Genomic DNA, 17,929 nt, shown 5'->3' on the forward strand with positions numbered 1-17,929 from the left:
GAGGCCCCGGCTCTCCGAGGGGGCTCGCCTTCCGGGAGGTCCCCGGCTCTTTGGAGGGGCCGCGCTCTCCGGGAGGCCCTGGCCCTTTGGATGAGTCGCGCTCCCCGGGACGCCCTGGCTCTCCGGGGGCTGTCATTCCGTGGAGGGGGCTCGCCGTCCGGGAGGCCCCGGCTCTTCGGGAGGGGCCGCACCCTTCGGGAGTCTCCCGGCCCTCTGAGAGTCCCCAGCCCTCCGAGAGGGATGCCCGCCCGCTGAGAAGGACCCGCTCTTCCCCCCATCTCCTAGAAGGACGCCAGCCGAAGTGCGGTGGGAAAGGGGTGTGCGGGGCGGCCTGGGCCTGCTCAGAGGAGGCAGGTCGGCGTATGGTGAGGGCCCACGACGGTGCGTCAGGCGGTGGCGGGCATGGCTGACAGCGGCGGGACGGTCGAATCCGGGCTCCTTCGTGACCGGCACCCCTACGTGCGCTTCGGTACGGGGCCGCGTTCGCTGGTCGTGCTGCCGGGTATGGCGCTGGACAACGGCGTGCACGGCCGGCTGGCCGCCTGGGCGTACGCCCGTGCCTACAAGGCGCTCGCCGCCGACCACACCGTCCACGTCATCCAGCGCGGCCGGGGCCTGAAGCCCGGCACCACCACCCGCGACCTGGCGAACGACTACGCCGCCCTCCTCGGCGACGGCCTCGGTCCGGCCAGGGTCATGGGGTTGTCCACCGGCGGGCTGGTGGCCCAGTACCTCGCCCTCGACCACCCCCACCTGGTCGAACGCCTCGTCCTCGTCGTCACGGGCGCCCGCCTGGCCCCGGCCGGGCAGGAGATCTGCCGTCGCTGGCGGACGCTGGCCGAAGGGAAGCGGTGGCGGAGCTTGCGCGGCGACATGGCGGCCATCGCCGTCGACGGCGCCGCCGCCCAGCGCGTGGCCCGCCTGATGGGAGAGCTGACAGGCGGCAGAGCGCCGTCGGCCACGGAGGAGGGCGACTTCCTGGTCACCGTCGACGCCGTGCTGGAGCACGACGCACGTGACCGGCTCCCGTCCATGGTCACGCCGACGCTGCTGATCGGCGGCGCGGAGGACCTGTTCTTCCCGGCGGCGTCGCTGCGCGAGACCGCCGACGCCATCCCCGGATCGACGCTGAACGTCCATGACCGCAGCGGTCACGGACTGCCCAAGAACCAGGCGAGCCGCATGCTGGCAGAAACGCTCGACTTTCTGCGAGGATGATCGATGAATTGCGGCCCCTGAGTTCAGGAGCGGAATGTGACTGCGACCGAACCGTCCGTTCCCGGAGTCGATCCCTCGATTCCCAGCGTGGCCCGCATGTACGACTATTACCTGGGCGGAAAGGACAACTTCCCGGCCGACAGGGAAGCCGCCGAGAAAATCATCGCGATCGTGCCCGAAGTGCGCGAGACGGCCCGTGACAATCGTGCTTTCCTGGGTAAGGCCGTGCGGTTGATGGCCGAGCACGGCGTCCGCCAGTTCCTCGATCTCGGCGCCGGTCTGCCGACTCGGGAGAACGTCCACGAGGTCGCCCGGCGGGCCGCTCCCGACGCCCGCGTCGTCTACGTCGACAACGACCCGATCGTGCTGGCCCACGCCCGTGCCCTGCTGGCCGACGACGCCGGCACCATCGCGGTGCACGGCGACATCACCGACCCCGGCGCCATCCTGGCGGACCCGGCGGTCACCGGGCACCTGGACTTCGGCCGGCCCACCGCCGTGCTCATGTCGGCGGTGCTTCATTTCGTTCCCGGCGACCGGGAGGCGGCCGATATCGTGACCGCGCTGCGCCGTCCCCTTGTGGCGGGAAGTCACCTGCTGATTTCGCATTTCTACACGCCGGACAGCGAGAATGCGAAAGTGAAGGCGGGGCAGCAGGTGTACAAGTCGACGCAGCCCGGAGCGCTGAGCGCACGCTCGTTACGGCAGATCACCGCCTTTTTCGACGATATGACGTTGCTGGCGCCCGGTCTGGTGCCGGTCAAATCGTGGCGGCCCGAATGCGATATCGACCGGCTCGCGGAAATCGACCTGTCCATTCCAGGGTTAGTGGGAGCGGTCGGCCGCCTCTGAACCGGCCCTGGTGACCGTCGTGCTTCTAGGAACCGGGCCGCGCTGACCGTCGTGCTCCTCTGAAACGGGCCCCGCTGACCATCGTGCTACTGTGAAAACGCCCGTAGTCGGATCAAGGGGAGACCAGACATGGCAGGTGACGACGACATCTCCGGGTGATACCGGAAGTGATCGGCCCACGGCCGGCGTGTGTGAAAGCCGCCGTCGCTGTGGCCGTGTCGTCGTTTCACGTTCCCATGTCCCCTTGCCGGGCGGCCGTGGCGCGCCCGCGTTCCGTACGAGGTCTCCTTTCATGTCCGATGCTTTCATCGTCTGCTCCAACCTGTCCTTCTCCTGGCCCGACGACACCCCGGTGTTCGAGGACCTGTCGTTCACCGTGGGCGCCGGGCGTACCGGCCTGGTCGCGCCCAACGGCGCCGGCAAGAGCACGCTGCTCAAGCTGATCGCCGGCGAATACCGCCCGCGCGGCGGCGGCGTCGGCGTCCAGGGGGTGCTCGGCTACCTGCCGCAGAGCCTGCCCTTCGACGGGGATCTGACGGTGGCCGAGGTGCTCGGCATCGCGCCCGTGATCGCGGCGCTGGACGCCATCGAGTCGGGTGACGCGAGCGAGGAGCACTTCACCACGATCGGCAACGACTGGGACATCGAGGAGCGCACCCGGGCCCAGCTCGACCGGCTCGACCTCGGGGAACTCGCGTTCGACCGGCGGCTGAGCACGCTCAGCGGCGGCCAGGTCGTCTCCCTGGGGCTGGCGGCGCAACTGCTGAAGCGGCCCGACGTCCTGCTGCTCGACGAGCCGACCAACAACCTCGACCGCGACGCCCGGCGCAAGCTCCACGGCGTGCTCGAAGAGTGGAACGGCTGCCTGCTGCTGGTCAGCCACGACCGCGAGCTGCTCGACCGCATGGACCGCATCGCCGAGCTGGATCAGGGCGAGCTGCGCTCGTACGGGGGGAACTTCGCCGCGTACGAGGAGGCCGTGCGCGCCGAGCAGGAGGCCGCCGAGAAGAACGTGCGCAACGCCGAGCAGGAGCTGAAGCGCGAGAAGCGGGAGCTGCAGCAGGCCCGCGAGCGCGCCGACCGCCGGGCGAGCAACGCCGCCCGCAACCTCAAGAGCGCCGGCCTGCCGCGCATCTTCGCCGGGAACATGAAACGCGGCGCTCAGGAGTCGGCCGGGCGGGCGGGACAGATGCACGCCGCGCGGCTCGGCGACGCCAAGGCCAGGCTCGACGAGGCCGGCCGGGCGCTGCGCGACGACCAGAAGATCGTGCTGGAGCTGCCCGGCACGAACGTCCCTGCCGGGCGCACCGTCTTCCACGGCGAGCACCTCCAGGCCCGCGGCCTGTTCGCCGGCCAGGGCGTCGACCTGACGGTCCGCGGCCCGGAGCGCATCGCCCTGACCGGCCCGAACGGCTCCGGCAAGTCGACCCTGCTACGCATGATCGGCGGGGAGCTGGAGCCGGAGGGCGACGGCAGGACCAGGCGGGCCGACGGGCGGGTCGCGTATCTGTCACAGCGGCTCGACCTGCTCGACCTCGACCGCACCGTGGCCGAGAGCCTCGCCCTGGCCGCGCCCGAGATGCTCCAGGCCGACCGGATGAACCTGCTCGCCCGTTTCCTCTTCCGCGGCTCCCGCGCGCACCTGCCCATCGGGGTGCTCTCGGGCGGCGAACGGCTGCGCGCCACGCTGGCCTGCGTGCTGTGCGCGGAACCGGCTCCGCAGTTGCTGCTGCTCGACGAGCCCACCAATAACCTCGACCTGGTCGGCATCGGGTGGCTGGAGAGCGCGCTGGCGGCGTACGAGGGGGCGTTCGTGGTGGTCAGCCACGACGAACGGTTTCTCACGGAGATCGGCGTGAACCGGCGCCTGACCCTGTCGGACGGCCACCTCCTGGAGCACTAACCGGGTGCCCGGTCGGTGGGGAACAGGATCGGGCTCACCAGATAGGGGCGCCGGTCGGCGGTGGGCTCGTGGTCCAGGTGGTCGCCGATGGCCTCGGTCACCCGGCCGACCAGGTCGGCGAGCTCGTCCTGGTCGAGCCAGACCGGGATCTGCCGGTAGCCGACCGAGTCGGCGGCCGGGTCGGCGCCCTCCTGGCCGAGATAGGCGTTGAACTCGGCCAGCAGCGCCGCCATCGCGGCGGCGAACCCGTGGCGGTGGTCGTCGAGGGACATCGACGCGGCCGCCTCGGCGTCGATCGCCGCCCGCTCGCGGCGCAGCCGGTAGCTGCGCTCCACGGCCCCGTGCACCCGCCGCTCGCTCTCCACCTCCAGCACGCCCGCCTCGGCCAGCAGGGCGACGTGCCGGTAGAGGCTCGTCTTCGGTATGTCGGGCAGCCGCGCGCACAGGTCGGCCGTGGTCCGCGTGCGCTCACCCGACATGGCGTGCACGATGCGCACCCGGACCGGATGAAGGAGCAGGTCGAGCATGTCCATCGCCCTACGATCCCACATCTGGTACCTTTACCAAAATTGGGAATGCGGGAGGGATGACCATGAATGGACTGAGTGGCGGGGCGATCCATCCGCTGGCCACGCTGGATCCGGCGGCGCCGCCGGACGATCTCGACTGGCTCGACGCGGCGATCGGCGACGCGCGGGTGGTGGCGATCGGGGAGAGCGCGCACTACAACCGGGAGTCCTACCTGCTCCGGCACCGGCTGCTGCGGCACCTGGCCGAGCGGCACGGGTTCGGGGCGTACGCGATGGAGTCCGGGTTCGTGGAGGGGTGGCTGGCCGACGGATACGTGCGTGGCGGCGACGAGCGGCCCGGCCACGTCGCGGCGAACGGCCTGACGTCGCTGATGGGGCTGTGGCAGGAGATGGGCGACCACCTGGCGTGGATGCGCCGCCACGGCGGGGTCCGGTTCTACGGCATCGACCTGCCCGGATCGGTGATGTCGCCGCTGCCGGGGCTGGACGCCGTGACCGCCTATCTGGCCGAGGCGGATCCCGGCTTCGAGGTGGACCCCGCGCTGCGCGAGACGGCCTCCGCGTACGCGGCGCCGTCCGCGTTCTCCGCCCCCGAGGCGCTGGCCGCGTACGGGCAGTTGGCGGGCAAGGACGCGCTGACGGCGGGGCTGGCCGATCTGCTGGCGCGCATGACCGCCACGCGGCTCGACCAGGTCAGGCGTACGTCGGCCGACACCTATGAGCGGGCCCTGCACACGCTACGGCTCACCATCGCCCTCGACGCCGCGCTGCGGGCGATGGCGCGCGGCGCGGCCGATGGCACCCACTTCCATATCCGCGAGGCCGCGATCGCCGATACGGTCGAGTGGATCCTGCGCAGGGAAGACCGCGTCGTCCTGGCCGCCCACAACGGTCACGTCATGCGCCACCCCGTCACCATGCCCGGCCTGCCGCCGTCGGCCACGATGGGCATGCGCCTCGCCGACGGGCTCGGCACGGGCTACCTCGTCATCGGCACGACCACGGGCGCCGGCCACACGCTCAACCTGGAGCCCGACTTCCGCACCGGCCGGCTGTTCACGGAGATGGGCGCACCCGAGCCGGGCACCCTCGACGCGCTCATGACCGCGAGCAACGCGGCCCAGACGGGCCAGGCAGGCCACTCAAGCCAGGCAGGCCATGCGGCCCCCTTTGCGATCGACCTGCGGCACCTGTCCCCGGCCGACGCCGAAGCCGTCAAAGCGGTCTCGCTGCAGCGATTCGGTGGGTTCTCGTCCGAGGTCAGGCCGCTGGACGCCTATGACCTCGTCGTGCACCTCCCGCACGTCACCCCCGCCCACCCGGACCCCGCCGCGCTGGCCTGCGCGCCGGCGGAGGTGCGGGAGGCGTTCGCCGCGTTCACAGGCGGCAGCTGATCTCCATGCCGTCCTCGGTGGGGAACGTCACGCTGTGATAGCCGTTGGCCGGGTCACGCACATAGTCCAGATAGGGCCGGAGGTTCGGCAGGTTCACGTCGTCGGCGACGATCGTGGTGCCGGGGGCGAGTCGCGGTTCGAGCAGGCGTAGCACCGGCAGGCACAGCTCCTTCCAGCCGTCCAGCAGGACGAAGCCGGCGTCGGCGCCCGCCAGGGTCTCCCGGGCGTCCCCTTCCAGCACCGTGATCACGTCGTCCAGGCCCGTCTCGGCGAACGTGCGCCGCGCGGCGTCGATCTTCTCCTTGCTGTACTCCGTGGTGATGACGTGGCCCGCACCGTTGTCGCGGACGGCGGCGGCCAGGTAGAGGGTGGAGATCCCGTAGGACGTCCCGAACTCGACCACCGTCGCCGGGCGGGCGGCGCGGACCAGGTTGTAGAGGAGCTTGCCGCCGTCGGCGGAGATCGGCATGTAGATCTCGGCGGCGGCGGCGATCTGCTCCTCGAAGGTCATCGCGGCGAAGCCGCGCGCGAAGGTCCGTGCCGCGACGGCGTCGTCATTGCCGGAGGCGGCGAACATGCCGCTGAGGGCGCTCTCGACCCGGGGGTCGGCGAGCGTGTACGTGTAGGTCATGCCTTTAGAGTAGACGCAACGTCCTGTCTAGTCTAGAGACGGGTGTCCTATGCTGACGAAATGGCACAAGGGACGGACCGGCGTCACCACGGCAACCGGCACGGGCGCAGTGAGGAGGCCCGGCAGGCCGTGCTGGAGGCGGCCGACGACCTGGTCGCGGAGAAGGGCTTCACCAAAGTCACGATGGAGGGCATCGCGGCCCGGGCCGGAGTCTCCAAGCAGACCGTCTACCGCTGGTGGGGCACCAAGACCGAGGTGCTCATGGACGCGTTCCTGCAGGACATGGCCAAGGACCTGGCGCCGCCCGATCACGGCGACCTCGCCCTCGACCTGCGCGCCTACCTGGGGCGGCTGGCCCACATCCTGTCCGCGACCGACACCGGCGTCGTGGTCAGGGCGCTGATCGCGCAGGCGCAGCACGATCCGGCGTTCGCGGTGGAGTTCCGGGCCAGATATCTGGACGAGCAGCGGCGCCGCGACCGGCTGCCGCTGGAACGGGCGGCGCTCAGGGACGAGCTGCCCGCCGGGCTGGATCTGGCGGCCGAGACCGATCGGCTCGTGGGGCCGCTGTACTACCGGGTCCTGGTAACGGGAGAGCCGGTCGGCGTGGAGTACACCGACCGGCTCGTTGACGACTTTCTCGCCAGATTCCGCTAGGACCTACCGGGTGCGGTAGACGCGCACGTAGTCGAACTCGGCGTCCACCGGAGGCTGCGCGCCGCCGTGGGAGACCAGGCCGATGCGCGGGGTGGTGCCATTCGGGAACGTCCACACGCCGGCCCACGTCCACGTCTTGCCGTCCCGGCTGGAGGCGGCGCGGAACTCGTGCTCGCCGTTGGCAGGGTCGACGTGGTGGGCCAGCCTGAGCCAGGTGGTCTTGGCCGGCGGGCCGGCGATGTTGCCGCCGTAGGACAGACGGCCGGCGAAGGGCAGCTCCCTGCCGTACTCGACCTGGCGGGTGTTCCAGATGGACACCTGCGAGAGACGGGCGAAGTCGTCGTCCGACGCGTACGCGACCAGCCCGGCCTGCTGATAGTTCCGTACGGTGTCCTCGCCCAGGTCCAAGGTCACCTTGGTCTCGACGATGTAGTCACCCTGCGGCGCGTCGCGCAGCAGCACACTGGCCGTGTTGCCGGTGCCGACCAGGTCGGCGCTCTGCACCGGCCAGGTCAGCGCACCCTTGGCGACCTTGGCGGCCGGGTCCTGGCGCACCCAGGTCCAGCCGGCGCCACGGCCGTCGAACTCGTCGCCGTCGAGCCGCCGGCCCGGCTCGGGGACCGGCACGGGGCGGGTCACCGGCTTGGTGAGGTGGGCCGCGCTGACGTTGTCGAAGTCGGCCGCGCCCTCGGTGACCAGCGCGAACGCGCCCGCCAGCGGCACACGGGCCTCCAGGCGCACCGTGGCCTGGGGGTCGCCGAGCCGGGCCGAGGTGACCTCGGCGGTGATCGTGTGGCCCTTGACCGTGACGGCCAGGTTCCGCCAGGTGGCCGCGCCGCCGGGCAGCGCCACCGTGCGCCGCGCGGCGCCCGCCGTGACGGTCAGCCCGTCGGCGGAGACGGTGGCGGTGGCCTCGCCGATCCGCAGTCCGGCGGTCGCGCCGTCCTTGACGCGCAGGTCGGTTTCGGCGCGGAGATCGCCGCCCATGCCGAGCCTGGCGGTCAGGGTGCCGGTGCCGCTGATGTGGCCGTCGCGCACGGACCAGCCGTTCGTGTCGCGCCAGGCCGACAGGTCGCCGGAGAAGCCGTCGTGCACGGATCCGCGCGTCACCGGCGCCTCATCGGAGCGCTCGGAGGGCCCGGCACCCGCGCGCACCATGGGCCAGCCGTCGATCCAGTCCAGCCGGTCCAGCAGCATGGGACGCTCGTTGATCCCGTACGGCTGGTCCAGGAACGGGTCGGACCGGTCGATCGCGTGGTACAGCATCCAGTCCTGCCCGGCCACGTCGGTGAGCTGGGCGTGGTGGCCGGTGCCGATCCAGCGGTCGCCGTTCGGGGCGACGACCGGGGTGCCGCCCGCCCGCGAGGCGAGCAGCGGCTGACCCTCGCGGTCCACGAACGGGCCGCGCGGGCTGGTGGCGCGGCCGGCCAGCACCGAGTAGCCCGTCGTCGGGCCGGCGCAGCAGTTCGCGGAGGAGGCCAGCAGGTAGTAGTAGCCGTCGCGGCGGACGACGTACGCGCCCTCGAACTTGTTGTCAATGGCCACCTGCGACGGCTTGCCGACGGTGCGGAGGCCGTCAGCGGTCAGCTCCGTGACCCACATTCCACCGAAAAATCCGCCGAAATAGAGGTATTTCGTGCCGTCCACGTCCGTGAACTGCGACGGGTCGATCGTGTTCCAGTACGAGTCCCCCGACGGGCGCGGCGGCACCACCGGGGCGGCCTGGTGCGTCCACGGGCCGGTCGGCGTCGGCGACGTGGCCACGCCGATCGAGTAGTCCCACTGGTGCGGCGTGCTCGTGGTGTTCGTGACCGTGAAGTACATGACGTACCGGCCGTCGAGGTAACGGATGTCGGGCGCCCACAGCAGGCTGCCCGGCGCCGCGTACGGCGGCAGTTCGTTCTCGCCGAACGCGTCCCCCACGTACGTCCACTCGACCAGGTCGGTGGAGCGGGCGATGGGCAGCCGGTGATGCTTGCCCTCACCCTCGTGCATCGGGTCGGAGGTGCCGTAGGAGTACCAGTAGCCGTCGAGCCCGCGAATCACGGCCGGATCGGCGAAGGTGTCCGCGATGTCCTTCGACACCGGATTCTCGAACGCCGCCGGTGGACTCGCCGAGGCGACGGGACCGGCGAACAACGACGCGACCAGCGTCGCGACCGCTGCGATGTGCATATTTCAGCCTTTCAATCCACTACGAGAGATGCCCTCGATGACGTAGCGCTGGGTGAACCCGAACAGGATCAGCACCGGCACGCTGGCCAGCACCGCGCCCGCCATGATCACGGGATAGTCGATGCTGTACGCGCCCTGCAGGATCGACAGCCCCGGCGGCAACGTGAAGTACTCGGGGCTGAAGAGCACGAACACCGGCCAGACGAAGTCGTTCCAGTTGCTCAGGAAGCTCAGCACGGCGAGCGTGGCCAGCGCGGGACGCGACAGCGGCAGCGTGATCCGCAGGAAGATGTGCCAGTGGTTGGCCCCTTCGAGCAGCGCCGCCTCGTCCAGTTCCCGGGGCAGCCCGAGGAAGAACTGCCGCAGGAAGAACACCCCGAACGCCCCGGCCGCGCCGGGCACGATGAGCGCGAGCAGGCTGTCGAGCCAGCCGAGCTGGTCGACGATCAGGAACGAGGGGATGAGGAACACGAACCCGGGCACCAGCAGTGTGCCCACGATCACGCCGAAGATCAGCTTCTTGCCCCGGAACTCCAGCCGGGCCAGCGCGTACGCCGCCAGCGACGACACGACCAGTACGAGCACCATGTGCCCGGTGGCGGCGACCAGGCTGTTGACGAACCAGCGCAGCACCGGAGTCTGCGAGGTGCCCTCGAAGATCGTGTCGTACGCGACGCCGGTCGGCGAGGTGGGGAACAGCGTCGGCGGCACCCGCGTGGCCTCGGACTTCGTCTTGATCGAGGTGCCGAACGCCCACAACAGCGGCGCCACGAACAGCACGGCCAGCCCGATCAGGGCGGTGTAACGCTTCACGAGCGCCCCCTGAACAGCCGGAAGTTGAGGACACTGATGACGATCAGGGCGAGGGTCAGCACGTAGCTCATCGCGGAGGCGCTGCCCATCTTGTACTGCTTGAGCCCCACGTCCAGCATGTAGACGATCGCGGTCCTGGTCTCGCCGCCGGGCGAGCCCTGGGTCAGCAGGTACGACTGCCCGAACATGTTGGCCGAGGCCAGAATCGTCGTCGTGACCACGAACAACGCCACGGGCCGCAGCCCGGGCAGCGTCACGTGCCGGAACTCGGCCCACCTGCTGGCGCCGTCGACCTTGGCGGCGTCGTACAGCTCGCGCGGGATGTCCTGCATGCCGGCCAGGTAGATCACGCCGTTGAAGCCGATCGTCCACCAGACGGTGACGCCGACGAGGGCGACCCAGGCCCAGGGCAGCGACGTCGTCCAGGCGATGTCGGTGCCGAGCAGGGAGTCGATCAGGCCGAGGTTGGGGTCGAGCAGCAGCCGCCACATCAGGCAGACCACCGCCACGCCCAGCACGTACGGGGCGAAGAACAGCCCGCGGAAGAACGTCCTGCCTCGGAAGGGCCGGTTGAGCAGCAGCGCGATCCCGAGCGGCAGCACGACCAGGAACGGCACGCTGATCAGCGTGAAGATCCCGGTGGCCCGCATCGACATCCAGAAGTCGGCGTAGACGGCCGAGGCCGGGTCGAGCAGCGCGGTGTAGTTGTCCAGCCCGACGAACGGCCTGCCTTCGAGCATGAAGTCCCAGTCGTGCAGGCTGACCCAGATCCCGAAGAGCGCCGGGGCCAGCACGAACACGCCGAACAGCACCAGGTACGGCGCCAGGAAGAGGTAGGGGGTGGCCCACCCGTTCCAGGACATCGACTTCGATGTCCGGGAACGGGCGGCCTTGGCTGCGAGGGAGACCATCAGGCGCCGTACTTCTTCCGGTTCTGCTCAAGGATCTTGTCGGCCTTGGCGGCCGCCTCGGTCAGCGCGTCCTTCGGGCTCTTCTTCAGCAGGATCGCCGCGTTGACGGCCTGGTCCACGGTCGCGGAGGCGTCGCCGATGCCGGCCACGGACGGCAGGAAGTACAGGTTGTCGATCTGGGAGCCGATCGCCGCCTGCTCCTTCAGCCCCTGGAACTCCGCGCCGTCGCGGATCGACTTGCGCGCGGGGACCTGGCCGGCCTTGGCCCACTCGATCGAGTGGCCGCCGATCCAGTTGATGAAGACCTTGGCCGCGGCCAGCTTGTTCTGGTCGGCCTGGCGCTGCTTGAAGATGACGAACTGGTGGGAGCCGGCCCAGGCGGCGGGTTTCGTACCGATCTGGGGGAGCGGCGCGACACCCCACTCCAGGTCCTTGGCCTCACGCAGGGTGTTGATGGACCAGATGCCGTTCCAGTTGAAGGCGGCCTTGCCGTTCTGCAGCGCGATGAGGTCGGCGTCCTGGCCCACGTTCTTGGGGCTGTAGCCCTTGTTGACCAGCTCGACCAGCCAGGTCAGCGCGGTCACACCCGGCTCCTCGGCGAAGCGTGACACGCTCGCGTCGTCGGCGAAGAGCGCGCCGCCGTGCTGGTAGAGCAGGCTGCCGAACTGCATGTTGCCGGTGAACGGGAACGGCGTCGCCCAGTGACCCTGGATGCCGGCCTTCTTCAGCGCTTCGAGCGCGGCCAGGTACTCCTCGCCGGTCTTGGGCGGGTTCTCCGGGTCGAGCCCGGCCTTCTTCATGACGGCCTTGTTGTAGAACATGCCGAGGGGGTGCACGTCCAGCGGGATGGAGTAGCGCGCGCCCTTATAGACGCCCGCCTGCCACACCGGCGGCGAGAAGTCGGCCTCGGTCAGGCTGAGCGCCTTGGCCACGTCGTCCAGGGGCAGCACCACCTGGCGGGCCGCGTTGGTCGCGACGCTGTCGACGTGCATGATGCCCAGGTCGGGCCCTTGCCCGGCGGCGACGGCCGCCGGGACCTTCGCGTAGTAGTCGGCCCACTGGTAGACGTTCATCGTCACCTTGATGTTGGGGTGGGCGCTGTTGAACTGCTCGACCAGCTTCTTCATGAACGGGCCGTCGCCGCCGGTGAAGCCGTTCCAGAAGGTGAGAGAGACGGCGGGACCTGTGTACGAGGTCGGTGCGGCCGTGGCCGCCGCGCCTGTCTGCTGGGCGGCCTGCTGCCTTGGGCCGCCGCCCCCGCCGCATCCGGTGAGAACTAAGGCGCCGAGGCCGAGACCGAGCGCGCGCCGCCGGGTGAGGTTGTCCAGGGACATCTTGCATCACTTCCTGCCCGTGTGGTGATGCCCCGTTGTACATCGTTGTATCTAACGTTGTAAACAGCGTCCGGCCAATTCGTTACATCGTTGTAAATCAGGCGCCGGACCGTGGTCCGGCGCCTGGGATCATGCGTACGCCTTCACCTCCAGGAGGCCGACCGACGCGGTGCCGCTCTGCAGCACGGCGCGGAGCCTGCTCGTGGTCACCGGGCTGAACGTCACCCGGTTGTAGGCGTTGAGGCTGCGCGGATAGGTGCCGGGGATGTCGGCGTAGGCGGTGCCGTTCCAGGACTGCAGCTTCCAGGACGCGGGCAGGCGCACCCCGTTGTTGTCGTCGAAGAAGTACACCTCGGCCGAACTCAGCGTCTGGGCCGACGGCCAGGTCAGCTCGGCCCACTGCGAGCCGGTCTGCGGCCAGGTGCCCCAGCGGCGGTTGACCGTGTCGTTGGAGGAGGGCGGGTCGATCCCGTCGTTCAGCGCCGCGACGCTCTCCCACGGGGAGGTGTACGACGCGGTCGGCGTGGCCGTCCTGGCCAGGTTCGTCGCGCCACCGCCGCCTCCGACGGTGATCGTGAACGACTTGGTCACCGGCGTGCTGAGCCGGTCATAGTCCCTGAGCTGGACCGTGAACGTCGAGGTGCCGGCCGACGTGGGCGTGCCGGTGACGGCGCCGGTGAAGCGGTCGAGGCTCAGCCCCGCGGGCAGCGAGCCGCCGGTGACCTGCCAGTCGTAGAACGGCACGCCGCCCTTCGCGGCGAGCGTCTGCTGGTAGGCGGCGCCGGGGGTGGCCTGCGGCAGCGAGGCGGTGGTGATCGACGGCTTGAGGAACGGCGTGAGGTTGCGGTTGAGCTTCCAGCCGGCGTTCTCGGCCACCAGCAGGGCCAGTTTGGTGAGCATCCACCTGCGGGTCGGGAACAGGTGGGTCCAGCCGCCGCTCTGGCCGCTGAGCCGGTCCCAGTTCGGCTGGTCGCCGGGGATGTGGTAGCTGCCGTCCAGCGGGACCGCGCGGCCCTGGTACTCGACGACGTCGGGGTCGGTGCCGCCGCCCGCCACGTACGAGCGCATGCCGGCCCAGTCGCTGTGGAAGGCGACGGCGTGGCCGTACTCGTGCATGACCAGGCCGTGCACGTCGAGGACCGAGCCCTGGATCTCCGTCTTGTACCAGTCCTCGTCGGCCAGCGAGGTGAAGAGCTGCTTGCCGGCCTCGTCGTACTCGAAGATCATCGCGGTCGACCGGTGCAGCGGGCCGGCCAGTTGCTGGCCGTTCCTGGTGCTGTAGCGGCCGTTGTTGGCGGGATAGCCGGTCGAGTACGGGGTCTGGATGCCCCTGAAGTAGACGTACATGCCGGTGTAGGCGCTGTTGTTGGTGACGTTGATCGTGTTCTGCCAGTCGTTGCCCGGCAGGTGGTTGGGCTCGGCGCCGGCCGCCACGGAGTCGAAGGGCGCCATGTCGAAGAAGCGGAACCAGTCCTTGACCGCCTCCTCGGACGCGGTCCTGAAGGCCGGCTGGTTGAAGTAGCCGGTGATGTTGTCGTAGCGGTAGTCGAAGGTGAGCGGCAGCGTGGGCTGCAGCGCGGTCTTCTCGTCCTGCTGCACGAAGATCGGCATCGACTGCTGGTACGTCGCCCCGCCCGCGGCCCTGATGTTCAGGCGCAGCGTGTACTGCTCGTCCTCGCCGGGGCCGCGCTTGGAGTGGATGGCCAGCCGGAAGATCTTCTGCTCCGACGCGTTCGCGAAGGTCAGGGTCTTGGTCGCGCCGGTGGCGGTGAGCTGGCTGGGCAGGTCCATCATCAGCCGCGACGTGCCCTCGGCCTTCAGGTCGATGGACACCGGGAACGACACGTCGGACGGGGGCCGGACGGTGAGCTCGATGTGGGGGTTGGCCAGATACCCCTGCCAGTCCACGAGCTTGACGCCGTAGGAGTTGACGTTCCTGCCGAACATGTCGATGACCTGTGCGGTGGGCGCCGCGTGCGCGGGACCCGGTAAGAGGAAGGAGATGAGTAGGGCGGCGACGGCCGCGACAACCTTCATGAGGGCTCCTCTACGAAAGAGCTAAAAGGTTTTCGGCAGCAAAGCCCACCGGTCAGGACTCTGTCAAGGGCCCCTGCACTTCTGTACAGTTCAGAGCAAGGCTTGTTTTCAGAAAAGGTTTTCGGAAGCCTGCTTGCCGCACGGGCCGATCTATTGACTAGTGCTGTGTGACATCTTACATTGCGGCGAGAAACCTGTTCTTGCTTTCGAGGAGCACGATGTCCGGCTTCGTCCGTGGTCCGTTCGTACCTTCGACCGGGGCGCAGCGCCCGCTGAGCATTGACGATGTGGAGATCCACGGCGGCCCGTTCGGGCGCTGGCAGCGCGTCAACAGGGAGCACAGCATCCCGCTCGGCATCGAGCAGATGGAGCGGTCCGGGGCCGTGCCCAACCTGCGGCTGGCCGCGGGGGAGGGGAGCGGCGCCTTCAGGGGCTTCCGCTTCCAGGACTCCGACCTGTACAAGCAGCTCGAAGCGGTGGCCTGGGAGCACTGCCGGCTGCCGGACGACGCCTACCCGGCCTTCGTCGCCGAGTCCGCCGCGCTGCTGGCCCGCGCGCAGCGCCCCGACGGCTACCTGAACTCGCACTACCAGGTGACCAAGCCGGACCTGATCTACCAGGAGCTGGACTACAGCCACGAGATGTACTGCGCCGGCCACCTGTTCCAGGCCGCGGTCGCCGCGACGCGGGCCGGCTGCGGCGAGGAGCTCCTGGCCGTCGCCCGCCGCTTCGCCGACCACCTGGTCCGGCGCTTCCTCGTCGAGGGCGACGACGGGATCGACGGGCACCCGGAGGTGGAGACGGCCCTGGTCGAGCTGTACCGGCTCACCAGGGAGCGGTCGTACCTGGAGCTGGCCGGCAAGCTGATCGACAACCGGGGCAAGGGACTGATCGCCGAGCGCGGCATGGGCCCGCTGTACGCCCAGGACCACCTGCCGGTCCGCGAGGCCGACACCGCGGTCGGGCACGCCGTGCGCCAGCTCTACCTGGAGGCGGGCATCGTTGACGTCTACCTGGAGACCGGCGACGAGTCGCTGCTGGAGTGCTCGGTCCGCCGCTGGGAGGACCTGGTGGCGTACAAGACCGCCATCACCGGAGGCCACGGCTCCCGCCACGACGGCGAGGCGTTCGGCGAGCGGTACGAGCTGCCGCCCGACCGCGCCTACAACGAGAGCTGCGCCGCCATCGCGAGCATCCACTGGAACTGGCGGCTGCTGCTGGCCACCGGCCACGGCCGCTACGCCGACCTGATCGAGCGCACCCTCTACAACGCCTTCGCCGCCTCCACCTCGGCCGACGGCACCCGCTTCTTCTACGTCAACCCGCTGCAGCGCCGCGCCGACCTGTTCGAGGACGCCTACCTCGGGCGGCGGCGGGAGTGGTTCGCGTGCGCCTGCTGCCCGCCCAACATCATGCGCCTGGTCTCCTCCCTCGGCCACTACGTCGCCACCACCGACGACGAGGGGCTCTCCGTCCACCAGTACGTGCCGGGCACCATCCGGGCCGGCGCCATCACCCTCGACGTCGAGACCGACTACCCGTGGGACGGCCGGGTGCGCGTCACCGTGCGCGACACCCCGGGCGGCGAATGGACGCTCAAGCTGCGGGTGCCCGCCTGGAGCGCCTCCGGCGACCTCACACCCGACGCGAACGGCTACGCCTCGATCAGGCGGGCCTGGGAGCCGGGCGACACCTACACCTTCGACCTCGACCTGACCCCGCGGCTCGTGCTCCCGCACCGCAAGATCGACGCGCTCCGGGGGTGCGCGGCGATCGAGCGGGGCCCGCTCGTCTACTGCTTCGAGCAGATCGACCAGGACGGCGACCTCGACGACCTGGCGCTCACCCCGGACACGTGGTTGCGCACCGTGGAGCACGACCTGCCCGGCGCCGGCCGGACGGTGCTGATCGAGGCGGACGCCGTACGCCTGCCGTCCGCTTCCGCTGTGCCGGTTTTTGGGGGCCTGCCCTACGCCACGGCCTCCGCCGACCTCCAGGACCACACGCCGGTCACCGCCACGGCCGTCCCCTACTACCAGTGGGACAACCGCGACGGCGGCCTCATGCGGGTCTGGACACCCCTCATGTAAGGAAACGCGCAGATGAACCGTAGAGACCTGTTCAAAGCGGGCGGCCTGGCCGCCCTGGGCGCCGCCGCGGCGGCCTGTGGATCGGGGGGCGGAGCCGCCGCGCCGGGGGCCACGCAACTGCAGTTCATGTACTGGGGCTCGACGTTCGAGAAGGCCGCCATTGAGAAGATGCTCAAGGCGTTCGAACAGAAGAAGCCGAAGATCAAGGTGAAACCGGTCTTCACCCCCGACGAGTACGACATCAAGCTCAACAGCCTGGTGGCCGGCGGCAAGACCCCCGATCTCGGCTACGTGCCCATGTCGATGTCCTACCGCCTGGCCGAGCAGGGCAACCTGGTCAACCTGTTCCCGTACCTGCAGAAATATCCGCAGCTCGCCGGTTACCTGCCCGACGCCTACCTCTGGTACGGCCAGGACAAGCTGCACGGAGTGGCCACCGCCAACGAGATCGAGCTGCTCTGGTACAGCAAGTCCGCCATCGCCGAGGCCGGGATCGCCGCGCCGCCGGCCGTGGCCGCCTCGGCGTGGTCGTGGGACCAGCTCGTCGAGAACGCGTACAAGCTCACCGTCGACCAGAACGGTAAACACCCGGACGAGTCGGGCTTCGACCCCAAGCAGGTCCGGCAGTTCGGCGTCTCGATCAGCTTCACCTACGCCGCCGCCTGGTACGGCTTCCTGCGCAGCAACGGCGGCGACTTCGCCGACGAGACGGGCAAGAAGTGCCTGCTGGACAGCCCCGAGGCCATCAAGGTGTTCCAGAACCTGCAGGACCTGGTCTACAAGCACCGCGTCGCGCCCGGCCCCGGCCAGCTCGCCGCGACGGGCGACGACGTGCCCGGCACCAACATCCTGCTCAAGACCAAGCGGGTGGCGATGGTCGTGGACGGCCACTGGTCGCTGCTCGACATGAACGAGAGCAAGGTCGACTACGGCATCGGCGTGCTGCCGAAGTACGGCGAGCCCTTCACCACCTCGCAGGTCGCGGGCGCGTCGTCGGTGTTCAGCGGGACCAAGCACGTGGAGGAGGCGGTCGAGCTGTTCGCCTTCCACATCGACCCGCAGTACGTCGACCTCTACAAGCAGGGGCTCTGGATGCCCCAGGAGAAGAAGTACTACGAGGACCAGGCCGCCATCGACTCCTGGACCAAGAACGACGGGCACCCGCCGGAGTTCCGGACGGCGGTCGTCGACTACGCGCGCGAGCACGGCGTACCCGACCTGCGCAACCGGGTGAAGAACCTGTCCGCGATCGCCAGCGACGTGATGACCCCGGCCCTGCAGGAGATCGAGTCCGGCAAGCGGACCGCCGCCGAGGTCCTCAAGGCCGCCACCCCCAAGATCACCGGCATGCTGCAGGGGTGGCAGCACGTTCAGGAGCTGTGAG

General features: G+C 69.8%; 14 protein-coding genes. 7 read left to right on the forward strand and 7 right to left on the reverse strand.

Features of this window, described 5'->3' with window-relative positions; genetic code table 11:
* The first annotated feature begins 402 nt into the window (after window positions 1-402).
* From C4V41_RS04620 to C4V41_RS04630, 3 genes are all read left to right on the forward strand, one after another.
* Entirely contained in the window at window positions 403-1,218 is an 816-nt protein-coding gene (locus C4V41_RS04620) for an alpha/beta fold hydrolase (protein ID WP_146103534.1), read from the forward strand.
* A 36-nt stretch (window positions 1,219-1,254) separates the two neighbouring features.
* Window positions 1,255-2,070, forward strand: a complete 816-nt coding sequence (locus C4V41_RS04625; RefSeq protein WP_268808526.1) for an SAM-dependent methyltransferase — start codon at window positions 1,255-1,257, stop codon at window positions 2,068-2,070.
* Between the two features lie 292 nt (window positions 2,071-2,362).
* Window positions 2,363-3,973, forward strand: coding sequence for an ABC-F family ATP-binding cassette domain-containing protein (locus C4V41_RS04630; RefSeq protein WP_103954426.1), 1,611 nt, complete (start codon window positions 2,363-2,365; stop codon window positions 3,971-3,973).
* Here C4V41_RS04630 and C4V41_RS04635 read toward each other — a convergent pair.
* On the reverse strand, window positions 3,970-4,506 hold the full coding sequence (locus C4V41_RS04635) for a helix-turn-helix domain-containing protein (protein WP_103954427.1): 537 nt from the start codon (window positions 4,504-4,506) through the stop codon (window positions 3,970-3,972). The genes C4V41_RS04630 and C4V41_RS04635 overlap by 4 nt on opposite strands.
* 59 nt (window positions 4,507-4,565) lie before the next feature.
* Here C4V41_RS04635 and C4V41_RS04640 point away from each other — a divergent pair, with 59 nt between their 5' ends.
* The gene (locus C4V41_RS04640) at window positions 4,566-5,897 is read left to right on the forward strand and encodes an erythromycin esterase family protein (RefSeq protein WP_200823739.1); all 1,332 of its coding nucleotides are present in this window, start codon (window positions 4,566-4,568) and stop codon (window positions 5,895-5,897) included.
* Here the strand turns inward: C4V41_RS04640 and C4V41_RS04645 are convergent.
* A complete protein-coding gene (locus C4V41_RS04645) occupies window positions 5,881-6,528 on the reverse strand; it encodes an O-methyltransferase (protein ID WP_103954429.1) in 648 nt (215 codons plus the stop codon). The two genes, C4V41_RS04640 and C4V41_RS04645, sit on opposite strands and share 17 nt — an antisense overlap.
* A 60-nt stretch (window positions 6,529-6,588) precedes the next feature.
* Between C4V41_RS04645 and C4V41_RS04650 the strand changes: the two genes are divergently transcribed.
* Window positions 6,589-7,185 (forward strand): TetR/AcrR family transcriptional regulator, encoded by a 597-nt coding sequence (locus C4V41_RS04650; RefSeq protein ID WP_103954430.1) that lies wholly within the window; start codon window positions 6,589-6,591, stop codon window positions 7,183-7,185.
* A 3-nt stretch (window positions 7,186-7,188) separates the two neighbouring features.
* Here the strand turns inward: C4V41_RS04650 and C4V41_RS04655 are convergent, their stop codons facing one another.
* The 5 genes from C4V41_RS04655 to C4V41_RS04680 form a co-directional block, all read right to left on the reverse strand.
* Window positions 7,189-9,360, reverse strand: a complete 2,172-nt coding sequence (locus C4V41_RS04655; protein ID WP_103954431.1) for a family 43 glycosylhydrolase — start codon at window positions 9,358-9,360, stop codon at window positions 7,189-7,191.
* 3 nt (window positions 9,361-9,363) lie between these two features.
* Window positions 9,364-10,173, reverse strand: a complete 810-nt coding sequence (locus C4V41_RS04660) for a carbohydrate ABC transporter permease (RefSeq protein WP_103954432.1) — start codon at window positions 10,171-10,173, stop codon at window positions 9,364-9,366.
* Window positions 10,170-11,084 (reverse strand): carbohydrate ABC transporter permease, encoded by a 915-nt coding sequence (locus C4V41_RS04665; RefSeq protein WP_200823740.1) that lies wholly within the window; start codon window positions 11,082-11,084, stop codon window positions 10,170-10,172. Before C4V41_RS04665 ends, C4V41_RS04660 begins: the two co-directional genes overlap by 4 nt.
* Window positions 11,084-12,418 (reverse strand): ABC transporter substrate-binding protein, encoded by a 1,335-nt coding sequence (locus C4V41_RS04670; protein WP_103954434.1) that lies wholly within the window; start codon window positions 12,416-12,418, stop codon window positions 11,084-11,086. The genes C4V41_RS04665 and C4V41_RS04670 overlap by 1 nt, the downstream gene beginning before the upstream one ends.
* A 129-nt stretch (window positions 12,419-12,547) precedes the next feature.
* Complete coding sequence (locus tag C4V41_RS04680) at window positions 12,548-14,455, reverse strand: Ig domain-containing protein (RefSeq protein ID WP_200823741.1); 1,908 nt, start codon at window positions 14,453-14,455, stop codon at window positions 12,548-12,550.
* A gap of 218 nt (window positions 14,456-14,673) precedes the next feature.
* Here C4V41_RS04680 and C4V41_RS04685 point away from each other — a divergent pair, with 218 nt between their 5' ends.
* Both C4V41_RS04685 and C4V41_RS04690 read left to right on the forward strand, forming a co-directional pair.
* Entirely contained in the window at window positions 14,674-16,545 is a 1,872-nt protein-coding gene (locus C4V41_RS04685; RefSeq protein ID WP_103954435.1) for a glycoside hydrolase family 127 protein, read from the forward strand.
* A gap of 12 nt (window positions 16,546-16,557) precedes the next feature.
* Window positions 16,558-17,928 carry an extracellular solute-binding protein gene (locus C4V41_RS04690; protein WP_103954436.1) on the forward strand — a complete coding sequence of 457 codons (1,371 nt, stop codon included), beginning with the start codon at window positions 16,558-16,560 and terminating at the stop codon, window positions 17,926-17,928.
* The last annotated feature ends 1 nt before the right edge of the window (window position 17,929 follow it).

Source organism: Nonomuraea solani, from assembly GCF_900108335.1.
GTDB lineage: Bacteria > Actinomycetota > Actinomycetes > Streptosporangiales > Streptosporangiaceae > Nonomuraea > Nonomuraea solani.